This is a genomic window from Streptomyces sp. NPDC058221 (genome assembly GCF_042882365.1).
In the GTDB taxonomy this organism is placed as follows: Bacteria; Actinomycetota; Actinomycetes; order Streptomycetales; family Streptomycetaceae; genus Streptomyces.
Genome location: NZ_JBHVWF010000157.1, coordinates 1 through 17,328, shown reverse-complemented (window position 1 = coordinate 17,328; position 17,328 = coordinate 1). Strand labels below are relative to the sequence as shown.

The window sequence follows — 17,328 nt, the reverse complement described above, 5'->3', positions numbered from 1 at the left end:
GCCCTGTTCGAGCCGCCGGTGGTGGTGACGGAGCCGGGGGCCGAGACCCTCACGCTCCCCGCCCCGCACCCCCCCCGCTCAGGGAAACCGGCCGCCCCCCGGGCGGCCGTTTTCCGTATGCCTCCGGGCCGGAGGAGGTACGTTTTACCGACAGGACGTCGGGAACCAGTTGACTTAGGTAAGCCTAAGTAGGAAGATCGGCACACCGGCCGGCGCCACGGGAACTGCCGTGACAGGCCGATATCTACGTCTCTTTCTGGACTTCCCGTCCCCCTCGGTCCCCGGAGGCCCACCTTGGACGCAACCGTCACCGCCACGCCCTTCTCGACACTGATCCGCACCGCGTCGCACGAGCAGCACACCGAGGCGGAGACCTCGACCTTCATGAGCGACCTGCTCGGCGGCCGCCTCGGTGTGGACGCGTACACGCGCTACACCGAGCAGCTGTGGTTCGTGTACCGGGCCCTGGAGGACGGTGCCGAGGCACTGCGCAACGACCCGGTCGCCGGTCCGTTCATCCAGTCCGAGCTGATGCGCACCGCCGAGCTGGAGCGCGATCTGGCCCATCTGCGGGGTGCCGGCTGGCGCGAGGACCTGGAGCCGCTGCCGGCCACGGCCGCCTACGCCGACCGGGTGGCCGAGTGCGCCCGCAGCTGGCCGGCGGGATACATCGCGCACCACTACACGCGCTACCTGGGCGACCTGTCGGGCGGCCAGATCATCCGCGACAAGGCGGAGCGGACCTGGGGCTTCGAGCGCAAGGGCGACGGCGTGCGGTTCTACGTCTTCGAGGGCATCGCCAACCCCGCCTCGTTCAAGCGGGGTTACCGCGAGCTGCTGGACGGGGTGCACGCGGACGATCTGGAGAAGCGGCGGATCGTGGACGAGTGCAAGCGGGCGTTCGCGCTGAACACCGCGGTGTTCCGCGAGCTGGGTGAGGTCTTCCCGCTCGGGGCGTAGGCCTCGGCGGCCGGCGGCGGAGTGACCCGGGCTCGGGTTGCTCCGCCGCTTCGTCTTTTGTCCTCGATCGCCGGACGGGCTTAGATTTTCGCCGCGCGGGCCCGGTGTGCCGCCGCGCGGGCCCGGTGTGCCGGATTTCGGTCAGCTCTGGACGGCCAGCAGGACCCGTCCGCCGATCTCCACCGTGCCGTCCGGTGCGGGGGCTGTCAGGATCTGGGAGCCGCGGCCCTGCCTGATGTTCAGTGCGCGGCCCAGCTGGGTGCTGAGCAGCAGCGCGGCCGCGCCCGTCGCCTCGTCCTCGGCGGCCCCTTCGTCCCTCCGGGGGAACGCCCTGGCCCTGACCCGGCCCGCCGCCTCGTCCTCCCACGCCCATGCGTAGAGCCAGCCCTCGCCCGGCGGCGGGGCGGGCAGCGCGTCGACCTCGGCGGGCGAGCCGTACCGCTCCAGCGTGCGCGGCGGGGCCCACTCGGGGCGGGCGGTGATCCAGCTGAACTCACCGTCCTGGCGGGCGAAGACCTCCCCCACCTCCAGCTCCAGGACCTCCAGGTCGAGCAGCCAGGCGGCGCCGACCAGGGGGTGCCCGGCGAACGGCAGCCGGAGCCCCGGGGCGAAGATCTCCAGGTGACCGCGTTCCGGATCGTCCACGAACACCGTCTCGCTGAAGCCGAGTCGGCGGGCGAGCTGCTGCCGGGACGCCTCGTCGGGGTGGTCGCGTCCGTCGCGTACGACTCCGAGCGCGTTGCCGTGCCGGCCGTCGGGACCGCAGAACACGCGCAGTACGTCGATGCCGGCGGGTACGTCGTAGTCACTCACGTGCGCATTCAAGCACCGCCCGGGTGCCGGCCCTGCACGAGGCCGGTACCCGGGCGGTGGTGTCGCGCGGCGGGGCGGGATCAGACGGTGCGGCGACGGCGGGCCACGACGACCGCTCCGGCGCCGGCTGCCACGATGAGACCCGAGGCGGCGAACAGCGCGCCGGACGGGATGTCGGAGCCGGTGGAGGCGAGGGCTCCCGTGCCGCCGACCGTGCCGCCGCCGCCCACGGTGCCGCCGGTCGTCGAACCGCCGGCGGTCGAGCCGCCCGTGGACGTACCGCCCGTGGACGAGCCGCCTGTTGTGCCGCCGGTGGCCGGGAGTTCGGCGTCCTTGTCCACGGCGACTGCGACGGTCAACGCGTCGAGCCGCTCACCCGCCTTGTACATCCCGCCGAAGGCCTTGGTGCCGTCGGCGGTGAGGGTCGCCGGGATCGCCGAGAGGGTCACCACACCGTCCTTGGCGGTGAGTCCGCCGGCCGGCAGCTTCAGATCGGCGACGGCCAGACCGGTGTAGGTGGCGACCTCCTTCGTCTCACGGTCCTTGGTGGACACGTCGGCGACGAGCTTTCCCTTGGTGCCGTCCGCCTGGATCTCCAGGTTGGTCAGCGACAGGTCGAGCGTGTACGCACCGTCCTCCTGGTGACCCAGGAAGCGGACCTTGCCGTCGAACTCGGCGTTCAGGGTCTTCTCGCCGGCGTCGAAGTGGCCGGTGGCGTCGGGGAAGCGGTAGCCGTCGCCGGACGCGGTGGCGCCGCCCGTCGTCTCGACCCTGCCGTTGGCGATCGGGCCCGTGACGTACGTACGGAAGGAGGCCTTGACGCCCCAGTCCAGGGTGCCGTCGGCGATGGCGCCCGGGTCGGCGGCCGGCTTGTCGGTGGCCGTGACCGTCGGGGACGGCTTCGGTGTCGCCTCCGTGGGCTGCGTGGTGGGCTGTGTGGTGGGCTTGCCGGTCGGCTCGGCCGGGTCGGTCGGCTTCTCCGTCGGCTCGGCCGGGCCGGTCGGCTCCTCGGTCGGGGCCGCGACAGCCTTCACCGTGAGCGTGGCCGGGTCGAGGACCTCACCCTCCTGGTACTGGCCGTTGAAGGCCTCGGAGCCCGCCTTCGTCAGCTTCGCGGGGATGTCCTTGAAGACCATCGCCCCGCCCGCGCCCTGGCCCGGCTTCACGGCCGACAGGTCGAGATCGGCGACGGCCACATCGTCCTGGGTGCCCTGCGGCGTCGCCACGTCTGCGGTGATCGCACCGCCCGTGCCGGCGGTCGACAGCTTGACGTCCGAGAGCGTGATGTCGAGAACGCCGCCGTGGGCCGAGAAGTTGACGCCGCCCTCGAAGGCGGTGTCGGTGCCGTGGGTGGTCATGTCGTACGTGCCCTTGCCGTTGACAAAGGTGAACACACCGTTGCCGTCGGCCTGGGTGGCGCCGTCCTTGACCGTGATCTTGCCCGCGGCGCCGATGTACTTGCGGAAGGACTCCTTGAAGCCCCAGTCCAGCGTGCCGTCCTTCAGCTCCATGGCCGGGGCGGACGCGGAGGCACCTTCCCGGTCGGACTGTCCGGCCGCGAACGCCGGGAGGGCGAAGGCGGCACCGAGGGCGGCAGCGGTGGCGACGGCTGCGGCGAGGGCTATGGGGCGGCGGGTGGCTGCCATGGTCGGTGGTCTCCTCAGGGATGAGCAGGAATCAACGGGGGTGGTGTGGGGGGAGGGAGGATGCGCGGGGGTCAGGAGGGGGTGTCCGGCTTCGAGCGGCTGCGGCGCACGAGGAACAGCACGCCGGCCGCGGCCACGGCGAGCACGCCCGCGCCGCCGAGTGCCAGGTACAGCGCGGTCGGGGGGCCGTCGTCCGGCGCGGATGCCGCAGCCGCCACGGTGGTCGCCGGCGAAGGGGAGTCCGACGGTGCGGGGTCGCTGCCCAGGTCGGGCAGCGCGGGCAGCTTCGCCTTCGCGTCGACGGCCACGGCGAGCGAGACGGGGTCCATCGCGGTGCCCGCCCTGTAGAGGGAGCCGAAGGCCTTGGCGCCGCCTGCGGTCAGGGTCGCGGGGGCCTCCGTGAGGACCGCGAGGCCGTTCTTCGGCGCGAAGTCCTTGGCGGTGAAGGTGATGAGCGGTACGGCCTTGCGGGCCTCTCCGTCGCTCAGGACGTCGGCGCTGAGCGTGCCCTTGCCCGCCTTCAGCCCCACCGCGAACCGGGAGAGCGTCAGATCGAGGCCGCCCGCCCCGGTGAAGCGGACACTGCCCGCGAAGGTGGCGTTCAGGGTCTGCTTCTCCGGGTCGTACGTTCCTTCGCCCTTCGGGAAGCGGAAGAGCGCACCGCCGTCCTGGGCGCCGCCGGCCAGGGTCCACTTCCCCTTGCCGATCGGGCCGGTGACGTACTCGCGGAAGGTGCGGCGCACACCCCAGTCGACCGCGGCGTCCTCGAAGCGGCCCGCCGTCGCCTTCTTCTTATGCTGCTCGCCGCTGCTGCCGGACTTCTCGGTGGACTTCGACGCGGCGGGCTTCGGCGCCGGGCCCGTGGTGTCCACGGAGAGGCTGACCGGGTCCAGTGGCGTACCGGCCGTGTAGTAGCCGGCGAAGGATTTCGCGCCCTGCGAAGTCAGTGTCGCCGGGACGTTGTTGAGGGCGATGGGGGTGGACCCGCCCTTCATGTCGATTCCGGAGAGGCCGAGTGTGGCGAGTGGCACCTGGGCGGTGGAGGTGATCCGGCCTGTCCCCCGGTCCTTGCTGACCATGTCCGCGTACACGGTGCCGCTGCCGCCCCGGATGCGGACGGTGGGGCGGCTGATCGTGAGGTCGAGTTCGTAGGAGCCGTCGGACTTCTTGTGGCCGGTGAAGCGGACTCCGCCCGAGAAGCCTGAGCTGAGGGCGCCGCCCGCCGGGTCGTAGGAGCCGGTGGCCGAGTGGAAGCGGAACTGGCTGCCGCCGACCGTGGCCGCACCGCCGGCCAGGCTCCAACTGCCCTGGGCGATGGGGCCGGTGACATAGCTCTGGAAGGAGGACTTGATGCCCCAGTCCAGCCGGCCGCCCTGCACCGTCCGGTTCGCCGCTTGCGCGGCGGTGGCCGGGATCAGCGCCCCCAGCAGTACCGCGAGCAGCGCGACGGCGAGCGCGCGAGCAGGTCTGTACGGCGGCATGGACCCCTCCGAGGCCTAGAAGATGAGGTAAGGCTAACCTAAGGTATGTACATCGTGTGTCGGTACCCCCTTCCGGCGCATCCTTCGCATTCCCTCCCCAACTGCACGCCGCAGAACGACAGGACGGTGCCCAGTGCGCTTCTCGCAGGACTTCGCCCCGCCGGGCCGGGACGCCGGGCAGCCGCGGCGCAGGCGCACCGGCGTCCTGACGGCCGCCGTATCCGTGGCGGCCGCTCTGCTGCTGACCGGCTGCGGGGGCACGGGGACCCCTGCGGCGAAGACGGCGGGCGGTACGGCCGGCACGGCCGCGGACGCCGACCGGATCGAGCCGCCGGCCACCGTGCCCACGCCTGAGTTGCCCGTCACCGTGAAGTCGGCGGACGGCAAGCGGACCACGATCACCTCGGCGGACCGGATCGTGCCGCTGACCGGCAGCCTGAGCGAGATCGTCTTCACACTCGGCCTCGGCAAGCAGGTCGTGGCCCGCGACATCACGGCCACCTTCGAGCAGGCCGAGAAGCTCCCCGTGGTGACCCGCGCCCATGACGTGTCGGCGGAGAGTGTCCTGTCCCTGAGGCCCACCGTCGTCCTCGCCGACACCACGACCGGACCGGCCGAGGCCATCGGGCAGATCCGGGATGCCGGGATCCCACTGGTCGTCGTCGATCCGGCCACCGGACTCGCGGACGTCGGCCGCCGGATCGAGACGGTGGCGGCCGCCCTGGGCGTACCGGAGTCCGGCCACGAGCTCGAGCAGCGCACCCAGGAACGGATCGACGCCGTCCACAAGTCCGTGCCCGCACCGGCCGACGGGGAGCGGAAGCCGCGGGTGGCCTTCCTCTATCTGCGTGGTTCCGCCTCCGTCTATCTGCTGGGCGGCCGGGATTCCGGGGCGAGTTCGCTGCTCGAAGCGGCGGGCGCCGTCGACGCGGGCAAGGCCTCGGGGCTGAAGAAGGACTTCACCGCCATCACCAGCGAGGCGCTGGCCAAGGCGGCCCCGGACGCGATCCTGGTGATGACCAAGGGCCTCGAATCGGTCGGCGGTGTCGACGGCCTCGTGAAGATCCCCGGTGTCGCCGAGACCCCGGCCGGGATGGACCGCCGGATCCTGTCCGTCGACGACGGGGTGCTGCTGAACTACGGGCCGCGCACCGACCGGGTGCTGAGCGAACTGGTGGCCCAGCTCCACCCGAAGGACGGGGCGGCCAAGTGACCGCCTCCTACGAGGAGCGCATCCGGCCGGCCGAAGGCAGGCCGGATATCCCGGACGCGGGCGCACCGCCCCGGGCCAGTCGTTCCACCGCCGTCACCCTGACGGCCGGGCTGCTCGCGGCCCTGGTGATCTGCTGTCTGCTCTCTGCCGGGCTCGGCGCCTACCGCATCCCGCTCGGTGACGTACTCGCCTCCGTCCAGCACCGCGTGGGGCTCGGCGGACACGCCCTGGACCGGGTTGGCGAGAGCGTCCTGTGGAACGTACGGCTGCCGAGGGTCGTCCTCGCGCTGCTGGTCGGGGCGTCCCTGGGCTGCGCGGGCGCCCTGATGCAGGGGGTCTTCGGCAATCCGCTGGCGGAGCCGGGCGTCATCGGGATCTCGGCGGGCGCCGCGGTCGGTGCCGTCGCCTCGATCGCGCTCGGGCTGAGCTTCTTCGGCAACTGGACCATCACCGTCTGCGCGTTCGCCGCCGGACTGCTGACCGTGCTGCTCGTCTACGCGCTGTCGCGGTCCGGCGGCCGGACGGAGGTGGTGACGCTGATCCTCACCGGTATCGCCGTCAACGCTTTCGCGGGCGCGCTGATCGGGCTGTTCATCTTCTTCGCGGACAACGCGCAGATCACCCAGATCACCTTCTGGCAGCTCGGCTCGCTGGCCCAGGCGACCTGGCCCAAGGTGCTGGCCGTGCTGCCGTGCGCGGTGCTCGGGCTCGCCCTCGCGCCCTTCTACGCACGGAAGCTGGACCTGCTGGCGCTCGGCGAGCGGCCGGCCCGGCACCTCGGCGTCGACGTCGAAAGGCTCCGCGTCGTGCTGGTGCTCGTCGTGGCGCTGCTGACCGCGGCCGCGGTGGCGGTCGCCGGGATCATCTCGTTCGTGGGGCTGCTGGTGCCGCATCTGCTGCGGATGGCGAACGGCCCCGGACACCGCTTCCTGGTCCCCGGCAGTGCGCTCGGCGGTGCGCTGGTGCTGGTCGCGGGTGATCTCGCGGCGCGTACCGTGGCCGATCCGGCCGAGCTGCCGCTCGGCGTGCTGACCGCGCTCTTCGGCAGTCCGTTCTTCTTCTGGCTGCTGCGCAGGACCCGTCGCAGGCAAGGTGGTTGGGCATGAGGGCGCTGCGGAAACTGTTCGCGGTAGGCGACCGGCAGCTCCCGGCGCCGGTCGCCCCCGGCGAGCCGGTCGCCGAGGCGCGCGGGCTGCGGGTCCGGCTGGGCGGGCGCCAGGTGCTCGACTCCATCGAGCTGACGGTGCACGCGGGCGAGGTGCTGGCGCTCGTCGGCCCGAACGGGGCCGGGAAGTCAACGCTGCTGGCGGCGCTCGCCGCTGATCTGCCCGCCGACAGCGGTGCGGTACGGATCGACGGGCGGCCGGTCACCGACTGGTCCGCGCCCGAACTGGCCCTGCGCCGGGCCGTGCTGCCGCAGTCCGCCGCGCTCTCCTTCCCGTTCCCGGTGGAGGACGTCGTACGGATGGGGCGGGCGCCCTGGGCCGGTACGGAGCGCGAGGAGCAGGACGATCCGGCGGTCCGTGCGGCGATGGCGGCCACCGAGGTCACCGAGTTCGCCGCCCGCCCGTTCTCCGCGCTCTCCGGCGGCGAGCGGGCCCGGGTCGCACTGGCCCGGGTGCTGGCGCAGCGCGCCCCGCTGCTCCTGCTCGACGAGCCGACCGCCGCGCTCGACCTGCGCCATCAGGAACTGGTGCTGCGGATCTGCCGGGAGCGGGCCGCCGCCGGTGACGCGGTCGTCGTCGTGCTGCACGATCTGGGTCTGGCGGCGGCGTACGCGGACCGGGCCGCCGTGCTGCACGACGGACGGATCGCGGTGACCGGCCCGCCGGCCGAGGTGTTCACGAGTGCGCTGCTCGGCGAGGTCTACCGGCAGCCGGTCGACGTGTTCCCGCACCCGCGCACCGGGGTGCCGCTCGTGGTGCCCGACCGGACCGCTTGACCCTCGCTTTGCCACTGCCGGGTACGTTCATGGGTCGGTCGTGATCGCCCCGTTCCCCCTCTCCTGCAGTGAGAGCCGAATCACTGCATGAGTGGGTACCGGTCAACTAAGGCTCGGTTAAGTTAGGTCCGCCTCACCGGCCTGTGTCCCAGCTGTGTCCAGCCTTTCCCTCCTTCTCCTTCATCCTCATGTGGAGCCCGTATGCGAGCCGTTCGTCTCTCCGTCGTCACCGCTGCCGCCACCGTGGCCGCTCTGACCGCCGTCACGGGCTGCGCCGAGAAGAGCGACGGCAAGGGTGACGGAGCCGTCCAGGTCGTCGCGAAGGACGACTCCTGCGAGGTCTCCGAGAAGAAGCTGCCGGCCGGGCACATCGAACTGGCCGTGCAGAACAAGGGTTCCAAGGTCACCGAGGTCTACGTCCTGTTCCCGGACGACCGCATCGTCGCCGAGCGCGAGAACATCGGCCCCGGCACGAAAGCCACCATCACGGCGGAGATCAAGGCCGGTTCGTACGAGGTCGCCTGCAAGCCCGGCATGAAGGGCCACGGCATCCGGCAGAAGCTGGAGATCAGCGGAGGCAAGTCAGCCAAGCGCAGCCCCGAGATGGACAAGGCCGTCGCCGCCTACCGCACCTACGTCCAGGAACAGGCCGACGAGACCCTGCCGAAGGCCAAGCTCTTCACCGACGCCGTCGCCGCCGGGGACATCGAGGCCGCCAAGAAGGTCTACGCCGGCTCCCGGCTCGGCTGGGAGCGCACCGAACCCGTCGCCGAGTCGTTCGGTGACATCGACCCGAAGGTCGACGTCCGCGCCGACGGCCTGGAGGACGGGCAGAAGTGGACCGGCTGGCACCGCCTGGAGAAGGCGCTGTGGCAGGACAAGAAGCTGGGTGCCGAGGAGAAGTCCCTCGCGCCGACCCTGTACAAGGACCTGCTCGACTGGCAGAAGCGGGTCGGCACGGCGGAGATCACCCCGACCTCGATGGCCAACGGCGCCAAGGAACTCCTCGACGAGGTCGCCACCGGCAAGGTCACCGGTGAGGAGGAGCGCTACAGCCACACCGACCTGGTCGACTTCAAGGCCAACGTCGAGGGTGCGGAGAAGTCCTACGAGCTGCTGAAGCCGATCGCCTCGAAGAACGACGCGGCGCTGTCCGCCACCCTGGACAAGCGGTTCGCCGAGCTGGACAAGCTGCTGGACACCTACCGCAAGGACAAGTCCTCCTACGGGTTCACCTCGTACGAGAAGGTCGGCAAGGCGGACCGCAAGGACCTGTCGGACGCGGTCAACGCCCTGGCCGAGCCGCTCTCCAGGCTCGCCGCCGCGGTCACCAAGTAAAGCGTCACAGAGAGGCTCCGGGCATGTCCGAGGACACGCAGAACACGGCAGCCGGCACCGACGGGAGCCCGGATTCCGGGACCCCGGCCGCCCCGGGCCCCGGCGGCGCCCCCTCCAGGCGGGCGCTGCTCGGCTGGGGCGGCGCCGGGCTCGCGCTCGGTGCGGTGGCGGCCGGCGGCGCCGTCGCCGCGGTCCGCTCCGACGACGGTCAGGTCCCGGCCGCGGACAGCGGTGCGGCGGTGCCGTTCCACGGTGCGCACCAGGCCGGCATCTCCACCGCCGTCCAGGACCGGCTGCACTTCGCCGCGTTCGACGTGACCACGAAGGACCGGACCGAACTGGTCGCCCTGCTCAAGGAGTGGACCCGGGCGGCCGAGCGGATGACGGCCGGTCACGCGGTCGGCGACGGGGCCTACGGCGGCCTGGCCGAGGCCCCGCCGGACGACACGGGCGAGGCGCTCGGGCTCAAGCCGTCCCGGCTGACGCTGACCGTCGGCTTCGGCCCTTCACTGTTCGCCAAGGGCAGGTTCGGCCTGGAGGACCGGCGGCCCGACGCCCTCGTCGACCTGCCCAGGTTTCCGGGCGACAACCTGGACGCGGCCCGCAGCGGCGGCGACCTGTGCATCCAGGCCTGCGCGGACGACCCGCAGGTCGCGGTGCACGCCATCCGCAATCTGGCCAGGATCGGCATGGGCCGCACCGCGATCCGCTGGTCGCAGCTGGGCTTCGGCAAGACGTCATCGACGACGCCCGGCGCCCAGACCCCGCGCAACATGATGGGCTTCAAGGACGGCACCCGGAACATCGCGGGCAGCGACACCGCGGCCCTGGACCAGCACGTGTGGGTCGGCGAGAAGGACCGGGCGGGATGGATGACCGGGGGCTCGTACCTGGTGGCCCGGCGCATCCGGATGCACATCGAGACCTGGGACCGCGCCCCGCTCCAGGAGCAGGAGGACGTCTTCGGCCGTGACAAGGGCGAGGGCGCTCCGGTCGGCAAGGCCAAGGAGCGCGACGAACCGTTCCTGAAGGCGATGCTGCCGACCGCCCATGTACGGCTCGCGCACCCGGACAGCAACGCCGGGGCGACGATCCTGCGGCGCGGTTACTCGTTCACCGACGGTACGGACGGGCTGGGCCGTCTCGACGCCGGGCTGTTCTTCCTCGCGTACCAGCGCGACACGAGAAAGGCGTTCGTACCGCTCCAGCGGCGGCTGGCCGCGCACGACGCGCTCAACGAGTACATCCAGCACGTGGGTTCGGCGCACTTCGCCGTTCCGCCGGGCGTCCGCGACAAGGACGACTGGTGGGGCCGGGCGCTGTTCTCCTAGGCGCTGTTCCCACGTCCCATGTCCTATGCCCTCCTCAGCGCCTCGAAAGGAATCCGAAACGTGTTCAGCAACTTCCTGATCGGCCTGCGCGAAGGCCTTGAGGCCAGCCTGGTCGTCTGCATCCTCATCGCCTACCTGGTGAAGACGGGCAACCGGAACAAGCTGCTGCCGATCTGGATCGGTGTCGGCATCGCGGTCGTCGTCAGCCTGGCGTTCGGCGCGGGGCTCGAGTTCGGTTCCCAGGAGATGACGTTCAAGGCGCAGGAGGCGCTGGGTGGTTCGCTGTCGATCCTCTCGGTCGGCCTGGTCACCTGGATGGTCTTCTGGATGCGGCGTACCGCGCGGCACCTCAAGGCGGAGCTGCACGGCAAGCTCGACGCGGCGCTCGCGATGGGCACCGGCGCCCTGGTCGCCACGGCGCTCCTCGCGGTGGGCCGGGAGGGTCTGGAGACCTCGCTGTTCGTGTGGCGGGCGGTGCACGCGGCGGACGACGGCTGGCATCCGATGATCGGCGCGGTGCTGGGCATCGCCGCCGCGGTGGTGCTGGGCTGGCTGTTCTACCGCGGTGCGCTGAGGATCAACCTGGCGAAGTTCTTCACCTGGACCGGCGGCATGCTGGTGGTCGTCGCCGCGGGGGTGCTCGCCTACGGGGTGCACGACCTCCAGGAGGCGGAGTTCCTCGGCGGTCTGCAGAACCGGGCGTTCGACATCAGTGCGGCGATCCCGCCGGACAGCTGGTACGGCACGCTGCTGAAGGGCACCTTCAACTTCCAGCCCGATCCGACCGTTCTCCAGATCACGGTGTGGGCGCTGTATCTGATCCCCACGCTCGCACTGTTCCTCGCCCCGGTAGGGTTCGCACGGTCAGTGGGGGCGACGGATCAGAAGGCGCAGAAAGCAACGGATGAGAAGTCTGAGGCCGGTTCGGCTGGCGACGGGGCTCGCGGCGGCGACGGTGCTGAGCATGACGGCGAGCGGGTGCGTGACGGTGCACGGCGAGCTGGAAGTCGTGCCGGCGGCGACGAGAGCTGAGGCCGCGCAGGCCCTGAAGACCTTCACCGCCGCGTACAACGCGGCGGACGAGGCCTACGATCCGGCGCTGGACGAGGACGAGATCGGCGGCTCGCTCGGGGCGATCAACCAGGCGGGCCTGAAGGCCCGGCAGAAGAACAACCCGGACGGCAACCCGAATCACCGGGCGCTGGAGCTGACCGACGCGGACTATGTCATCCCGAAGAAGGCGGGCTGGCCGCGGTGGTTCGTCGCGAACACCGACACCAACCGGGACCAGGACAACGGGAAGCAGGACACCCGCTGGCTGTTCGTCTTCTCCAAGTCCGGCCCCGACGCCGGGTGGAAGGCCGTCTATCTTTCGGTCGTCGCCACGTCCAGGCTCCCCCGCTTCGCGAAGGACGCCGACGGACGGGCCAGGCCGGTAGCGGCGGACAGCGCCGAACTGGCGGTGGCCCCGGAGGACTTGAGCAAGCAGTACACGGGCTATCTGCAGAAGGGCACGCCCGACGTCTTCACCCCCGGGGCGTCCACCTCGCTGTGGCGCACCACGCGGCAGAACACCCGGCGGGCGGGGTTCTCGTACCAGTACATCGACCAGCCGCTGAACAGCGGTGCGTTCGGTCCGCTCGGTCTGGAGACCGAGAACGGCGGAGCGCTGGTCTTCTTCAGCAGCAAGCACTTCGAGCAGCAGACCGCGGCGAAGGGGCTGCGCCCGGCGGTCTCACCGGACGTGCGGGCGCTGCTGTCCGGCGAGGTGAAGAGCACCCTCACGAAGGAGCGGGTCTCCAGCCAGCTGGTGTACGTACCGAAGAAGGGCGACACGGGCTCGGGCAAGGTGACGGTACTGAACCGTCTGCCGGGCCTGACCGCAGCAAAGGGCTCCTGAAGGAAGGCCAGGCCCAGGCCCGGAATCAAGCCCGCCCGAGCGCAAAACCGAGCCCGCCCGGCGATTGAGGGCATCCTTTCGAGCCCGCCCGGCGATTGAGGGCAAACCGTACCCGGACGGCCCCGGCACCCACCCCCGCCGGGCCACCGCCTACCGGCTCAGCGGCCAGGCCACCGACTCGTGGTCGACATCGCTCTGCTCCGCGGACCCGACGAACCGCGCACACGCGTCCGTCAACGTCTCCAGCAGCGTCAGCGGATCCGGCAGCGGATTCTCCGGCCCCCGCACCCACCGCACATCCAGCTCACCCGGAAGCCGTGCCGGCGGCAGCAGCACATAGCTGCCGCGGCAGTGCCACCGCAGCCCGGGGTGCTCGTCCATCGTCTCGGGGTGGCAGTCCAGCTCGCACGGCCACCACTCGTCCTCGTCCTCCGGCGTACCCCGCGTCGCGGTGAAGAAGAGCATCCGGTCGTCGCCGGAGCGGGCCACCGGGCCCACGTCGATACCGGCGGCGAGCAGCCGCTCCAGCGCCTGCGCGCCCGCCGACAGCGGGACGTCGAGAACGTCGTGGATCATGCCGGTGGCCGTGATGAAGTTGGCCTGCGACTGGCTGCGGGCCCAGCGCTCGATCTGGGCGCGGTCGGTGGTGGACTGCGTCTGCCAGGCGAACGAGATCGGATGCCTGGCGGGGGTGGGACAGCCCATGCGTTCACACGAACATCGGTAGCCGACCGGATGGGCTGCGGGCGCAATCGGCATTCCGGCCTCGGCGACAGCCAGGAGCAGTGCCTCCCGTGCGGTGTCGTCGACCTCGCTCTGCTGCGGTTTGGGTCGTCGGCGCAGCCAGTGGGAAAACTTGCTCTCTGAGCCGCGACTACGGCCGAAATCGGCGCCCATCTATCCCCTTGCCTTTGCGTTGCCCCTGCCCATCGTCCCACCATCCTGCGCCTCGGGTGGCCAGAGTCCCGAAGCAGGGTGCGGAGAGCGGTGACACGAGGTGAGCCCTCTCACACTTTTTGCCCGAAATGACGGATGCGCCGGCCCGTCGGTGCACGTAGGAGCGGTACGAGCCGATACGTACCGTCTTGCCACTCCCCCCGGGCCCCCTCCTCATCACTTCCCGGAACCACCCGATCGGTTCACTGCGCGGCGGCCCCGGGACGGCGCACCATGGGCTCACGCACACACCCGTGCGACGCACCGGCCGCAGCGGCCACCAATGCCGCCGCGACGATTCGTGAGGAGCCCTCATTGCCTCGTGAAGCCACCACACCCACCCGTCGGGCCACACCCCGCCGCTACCTGATGTGCGCCCCGGCCCACTTCAGGGTGACGTACTCCATCAACCCGTGGATGGACCCCACCAAGCCCGTGGATCTCCCGCTGGCGCAGACCCAGTGGGAGGACCTGCGCGACCGGTACCGCGCCCTCGGTCACAGCGTGGAGCTGCTCTCCCCCGACCCAGGGCTGCCCGACATGGTCTTCGCGGCCAACGGGGCCACCGTGGTCGACGGCCGGGTGCTCGGCGCCCGTTTCGCGTATCAGGAGCGGTTCGCCGAGGCGGCCGCCCACCGCGACTGGTTCCGCGAGCACGGCTTCACCGAGATCCATGAGCCCGACCACGTCAACGAGGGCGAGGGCGACTTCGCGGTGACCTCGTCGTATCTGCTGGCCGGGCGCGGATTCCGGTCCAGCCCGCTCTCGCACGACGAGGCGCAGGAGTTCTTCGGACGCCCGGTGATCGGGCTGGATCTGGTCGATCCGCGCTACTACCACCTGGATACGGCCCTGAGCGTGCTCGACGAGGCGGGCGACGAGATCATGTACTACCCGGCCGCCTTCTCACCGGGCAGCCGTGCGGTGCTGGCCCGGCTCTTCCCCGACGCGCTGATCGCCGAGGAGGCGGACGCCGCCGCGCTCGGGCTGAACGCGGTGAGCGACGGCCGCCATGTGCTGCTGCCGCAGGCCGCCACCGGCCTGTTCGACCCACTGCGGGCGCGCGGCTTCGAGCCGTTGCCGATGGACCTGAGCGAGCTGCTCAAGGGCGGCGGCAGCGTGAAGTGCTGCACCCAGGAGCTGCGCGGCTAAGGGCTGTCCTGCGGGGGCGGCCAGGCGTCACCCCAGTCGATGTCCCGGGCGGCGCGGTACAGCTCACCGTGCCGCTTGGTGACCGTGGCCCGCCGGAGCCCCTCGTCCCGGGTGCACAGCTCGAGCAGCACCTGGCCCTTGCGGATCTGCGGCCTGCGGGTGACCCGGGCCTCCACCGGCCGCGGGGCGAAGCGGGTGGCCACGACGTAGCTGAACTTCTCGTCCTCGTACGGCAGCGAGCCCCCCTTCACCTTCCGGTGCAGCGAGGAGCGGCTGACCCGGGCCGAGAAGTGGCACCAGTCCGTGCCCGGCTCGATGGGGCAGGCGTCACTGTGCGGGCAGGGCGCGGCGACGGTGAACCCGGCGGCGGTCAGCAGGTCCCGGGCCTCGATGACGCGGGCGTAGCCGCCGGGGGTGCCGGGTTCGACGATCACCACGGCCTGCGCCGCTCGTGCCGCGGCGCCGACCAGGGCGGTGCGGGCCTGCGGCGTCAGCTCGTTGAGCACGTACGAGACGGTCACCAGGTCCGTGGCGGCGAGATCGAGGTCCTCGCCGATCCGGGCCCGCTGCCACTCGACGGAGTCCAGGGCCGGGACGCCTGAGGCGCCGGCCAGTTCGCGGCCCAGGGCGAGCGCGGGTTCGGCCCAGTCCAGGACGGTGGTCCGCGGCCCGTCCCAGGCCCCGGCGACCGCCCAGCTCGCCGCTCCGGTGCCGCCGCCGACGTCGGTGTGCGTGGCGGGCGCCCAGTCCGGGGCGGCCTCGCGCAGGGCGTGCAGGGCGGACCGCACCGCTTCGAAGGTGGCGGGCATCCGGTACGCGGCGTACGCGGCGACGTCCGAGCGGTCGCGGAGCACCGGGGCGTCGGTGGGAGTGGTCCCCCGGTAGCTGGCGATGAGCCGGTCGACGGCCTGGGCGGCCTGCTTGGGCGGGAGCCCGTCGAGGAGTCCGGCCAGGGCCGCACGCAGGGTGTCCGCGGTGGGGAGGGTGACGTTCACCGACGAATTGTAGGCGGCCGGCGAGGAGCCGCGCGGTCCCGTTCTCCGTACGGAATCGGGACAGAATGTGAACACAACCGAACTGCGAACAGTCACGAACCAGTTGCTACGCTGACCGGCGCGGGGTCGGGAATTGCGCTTCGGGGGGACCATGAGACAGAAGATCGTGCGCCTGACTCTGGTCACCGAGGGGACGGTGCGGGAGAGGGTCGTACGCCTGACTCTGGTCACCGGAGTGATCGTGCTCGCCCTGCTGTTCCTGCTGGCCACCTGCGGCGGCGGCGGCGGCAAGGACGACGGCAAGGCGAAGAAGCCGGTGAGCAAGAGCACCGGCCCGGCGACACAGCTGCCCGTCCCGCCCGCGTACACGACACAGCGGGGCTGGGAGCTCATCGGCACCTCGCCCGACTACGCGGTCTCCCGGACGACGGGGCGCCTCGCGTTCCTGGTGCGGGCCGGCGCGGACCAGTACCAGCTCCGCACCATCGACTCGAAGACCGGGCGGGCCGACTGGAACGGCGAGAAGTGGCGGCCGCCGTCCGTGGAACACTTCCCGAAGGTGCTCAGCGTCGCCACGGAGGACCACGAGTACTTCGTGACCTGGTCGTACGGGAAGATCGGCGAGAACGCGCTGACCCCGGCCGCCACGATCGTCTCCCTGGACGTGTACGACGTGGAGGACGGCGCCCGGCAGCGCGTCGAGGTGCCGTGGAACACCGTGCCCTCCGTCACCGCCACCGGCCCCGGCATCGTGATCAGCGACGGCAAGGCCAACAGCGTGGTGGTGGACCCGAAGACCGGCAGGATCAGCAAGGCCCCCGCCAAGTCGCTGAAGTACCCGAAGGACTGCCCGACCTGCAAGCAGCTCACCGAGGTGCGCGGGCTGACCTCGAAGGGACTGCTGGTGAGCGGTGCGCGGGAGTTCTGGGTGCAGGGCGGCTGGTTCAGCCGGAACATCGCGCCCAAGGGCGCCGACAGCAGGAGCGGCGTCCCCACGTCGGTGGCCCCCGGGGTGGTGCTGGCGAAGTGGAAGCTCGCCACGGGGTCGAAGAACGCCTCGACCGAGGATCTGTGGACGGTGCACAGCTCGGAGACGGGCAAGGCGCTGGTCTCGGTGCGGTGCCACAAACCGGCGATCGAGCCGGGCCAGTACCCGCAGGCCGTCATGTCGCCCTCGGGCAGCTATCTGGTGGCCGGGAACCTGGCGTTCGACCTGAGCGCCAGGAAGGGCTACTGCTTCGAGGACAACGCGGGCGCGAAGGCGCTGACGCTGGCGTCCGTGACCGACGACGGCACGGCGTACGGGGCGACGAGCGTGCGCAACGCGGCGGACGTGCTGGCGGGCGGCGGCTTCCCGGTCAGAGCCGAGGTCGTCTCCGGGACCACGGAGTCGCTGCCCGCGAACGTGCGGGTCCCGGGCGGGGAGGGCGAGGAGGGGGTCGGCCTGTTCCGCTGGACGGACGAGAGGGACCGGCTGCACCTGATCGGCTACCCGCGCGCGGAGTGACGTCGGCGGGCCCGTGCGCCCCTATGCGCCGAGGGGGGGGGGCCGGGTGCGGTGCGCCCCCCACGGCGCGTCCGTGCCGCACGATCTCACGGCCGCGCGGCCCCCAGCTGCCAC

Annotated in this window: 15 protein-coding genes; 10 read left to right on the top strand and 5 right to left on the bottom strand. The window is 71.5% G+C overall.

Features of this window, described 5'->3' with window-relative positions:
• The first annotated feature begins 294 nt into the window (after positions 1–294).
• On the top strand, positions 295–960 hold the full coding sequence (locus tag ACFVW8_RS33145) for a heme oxygenase (biliverdin-producing) (RefSeq protein ID WP_389696638.1): 666 nt from the start codon (positions 295–297) through the stop codon (positions 958–960).
• Positions 961–1,101: 141 nt separating this feature from the next.
• On the opposite strand, the gene ACFVW8_RS33140 is transcribed toward ACFVW8_RS33145, so the two are convergent.
• The 3 genes from ACFVW8_RS33140 to ACFVW8_RS33130 form a co-directional block, all read right to left on the bottom strand.
• Complete coding sequence (locus ACFVW8_RS33140; RefSeq protein WP_389696636.1) at positions 1,102–1,773, bottom strand: PhzF family phenazine biosynthesis protein; 672 nt, start codon at positions 1,771–1,773, stop codon at positions 1,102–1,104.
• An 80-nt stretch (positions 1,774–1,853) separates the two neighbouring features.
• Positions 1,854–3,419, bottom strand: coding sequence for an HtaA domain-containing protein (locus ACFVW8_RS33135; RefSeq protein WP_389696634.1), 1,566 nt, complete (start codon positions 3,417–3,419; stop codon positions 1,854–1,856).
• A gap of 71 nt (positions 3,420–3,490) precedes the next feature.
• Positions 3,491–4,900 (bottom strand): HtaA domain-containing protein, encoded by a 1,410-nt coding sequence (locus ACFVW8_RS33130; RefSeq protein WP_389696632.1) that lies wholly within the window; start codon positions 4,898–4,900, stop codon positions 3,491–3,493.
• A 133-nt stretch (positions 4,901–5,033) separates the two neighbouring features.
• Here ACFVW8_RS33130 and ACFVW8_RS33125 point away from each other — a divergent pair, with 133 nt between their 5' ends.
• The 7 genes from ACFVW8_RS33125 to ACFVW8_RS33095 all read left to right on the top strand — a co-directional run bounded on the left by ACFVW8_RS33125 (position 5,034) and on the right by ACFVW8_RS33095 (position 12,624).
• Complete coding sequence (locus tag ACFVW8_RS33125; protein ID WP_389696630.1) at positions 5,034–6,113, top strand: hemin ABC transporter substrate-binding protein; 1,080 nt, start codon at positions 5,034–5,036, stop codon at positions 6,111–6,113.
• A complete protein-coding gene (locus tag ACFVW8_RS33120; RefSeq protein WP_389696628.1) occupies positions 6,110–7,219 on the top strand; it encodes a FecCD family ABC transporter permease in 1,110 nt (369 codons plus the stop codon). Before ACFVW8_RS33125 ends, ACFVW8_RS33120 begins: the two co-directional genes overlap by 4 nt.
• On the top strand, positions 7,216–8,055 hold the full coding sequence (locus ACFVW8_RS33115; RefSeq protein WP_389696626.1) for a heme ABC transporter ATP-binding protein: 840 nt from the start codon (positions 7,216–7,218) through the stop codon (positions 8,053–8,055). The genes ACFVW8_RS33120 and ACFVW8_RS33115 overlap by 4 nt, the downstream gene beginning before the upstream one ends.
• Positions 8,056–8,256: 201 nt before the next feature.
• Positions 8,257–9,393 carry an iron uptake system protein EfeO gene (gene efeO / locus ACFVW8_RS33110; protein WP_389696624.1) on the top strand — a complete coding sequence of 379 codons (1,137 nt, stop codon included), beginning with the start codon at positions 8,257–8,259 and terminating at the stop codon, positions 9,391–9,393.
• Between the two features lie 23 nt (positions 9,394–9,416).
• Positions 9,417–10,724, top strand: a complete 1,308-nt coding sequence (gene efeB / locus ACFVW8_RS33105; protein ID WP_389696622.1) for an iron uptake transporter deferrochelatase/peroxidase subunit — start codon at positions 9,417–9,419, stop codon at positions 10,722–10,724.
• A gap of 60 nt (positions 10,725–10,784) precedes the next feature.
• On the top strand, positions 10,785–11,756 hold the full coding sequence (gene efeU, locus ACFVW8_RS33100) for an iron uptake transporter permease EfeU (RefSeq protein ID WP_389696620.1): 972 nt from the start codon (positions 10,785–10,787) through the stop codon (positions 11,754–11,756).
• Positions 11,689–12,624: a hypothetical protein gene (locus ACFVW8_RS33095; RefSeq protein WP_389696618.1), complete on the top strand. Its 936-nt coding sequence runs from the start codon at positions 11,689–11,691 to the stop codon at positions 12,622–12,624. The genes efeU and ACFVW8_RS33095 overlap by 68 nt, the downstream gene beginning before the upstream one ends.
• 150 nt (positions 12,625–12,774) lie before the next feature.
• Here the strand turns inward: ACFVW8_RS33095 and ACFVW8_RS33090 are convergent, their stop codons facing one another.
• Positions 12,775–13,521, bottom strand: a complete 747-nt coding sequence (locus ACFVW8_RS33090) for a bifunctional DNA primase/polymerase (protein WP_389696616.1) — start codon at positions 13,519–13,521, stop codon at positions 12,775–12,777.
• 354 nt (positions 13,522–13,875) lie between these two features.
• Between ACFVW8_RS33090 and ddaH the strand changes: the two genes are divergently transcribed.
• Positions 13,876–14,712 carry a dimethylargininase gene (ddaH, locus tag ACFVW8_RS33085; RefSeq protein WP_389696614.1) on the top strand — a complete coding sequence of 279 codons (837 nt, stop codon included), beginning with the start codon at positions 13,876–13,878 and terminating at the stop codon, positions 14,710–14,712.
• On the opposite strand, the gene ACFVW8_RS33080 is transcribed toward ddaH, so the two are convergent.
• Positions 14,709–15,707, bottom strand: coding sequence for a small ribosomal subunit Rsm22 family protein (locus ACFVW8_RS33080; protein ID WP_389696612.1), 999 nt, complete (start codon positions 15,705–15,707; stop codon positions 14,709–14,711). The genes ddaH and ACFVW8_RS33080 overlap by 4 nt on opposite strands.
• Before the next feature lie 151 nt (positions 15,708–15,858).
• Between ACFVW8_RS33080 and ACFVW8_RS33075 the strand changes: the two genes are divergently transcribed.
• Positions 15,859–17,214 (top strand): hypothetical protein, encoded by a 1,356-nt coding sequence (locus ACFVW8_RS33075; protein WP_389696610.1) that lies wholly within the window; start codon positions 15,859–15,861, stop codon positions 17,212–17,214.
• Positions 17,215–17,328 lie beyond the last annotated feature (114 nt).

Bases quoted from the DNA above. Each gene is read 5' to 3' on its own strand.
- ACFVW8_RS33115 (WP_389696626.1), top strand. From the start codon at position 7,216: ATGAGGGCGCTGCGGAAACTGTTCGCGGTAGGCGACCGGCAGCTCCCG.
- ACFVW8_RS33130 (WP_389696632.1), bottom strand. From the start codon at position 4,900: ATGCCGCCGTACAGACCTGCTCGCGCGCTCGCCGTCGCGCTGCTCGCG.
- efeO (WP_389696624.1), top strand. From the start codon at position 8,257: ATGCGAGCCGTTCGTCTCTCCGTCGTCACCGCTGCCGCCACCGTGGCC.
- ACFVW8_RS33075 (WP_389696610.1), top strand. From the start codon at position 15,859: ATGAGACAGAAGATCGTGCGCCTGACTCTGGTCACCGAGGGGACGGTG.
- ACFVW8_RS33095 (WP_389696618.1), top strand. From the start codon at position 11,689: ATGACGGCGAGCGGGTGCGTGACGGTGCACGGCGAGCTGGAAGTCGTG.
- ACFVW8_RS33135 (WP_389696634.1), bottom strand. From the start codon at position 3,419: ATGGCAGCCACCCGCCGCCCCATAGCCCTCGCCGCAGCCGTCGCCACC.
- ACFVW8_RS33090 (WP_389696616.1), bottom strand. From the start codon at position 13,521: ATGGGCGCCGATTTCGGCCGTAGTCGCGGCTCAGAGAGCAAGTTTTCC.
- efeB (WP_389696622.1), top strand. From the start codon at position 9,417: ATGTCCGAGGACACGCAGAACACGGCAGCCGGCACCGACGGGAGCCCG.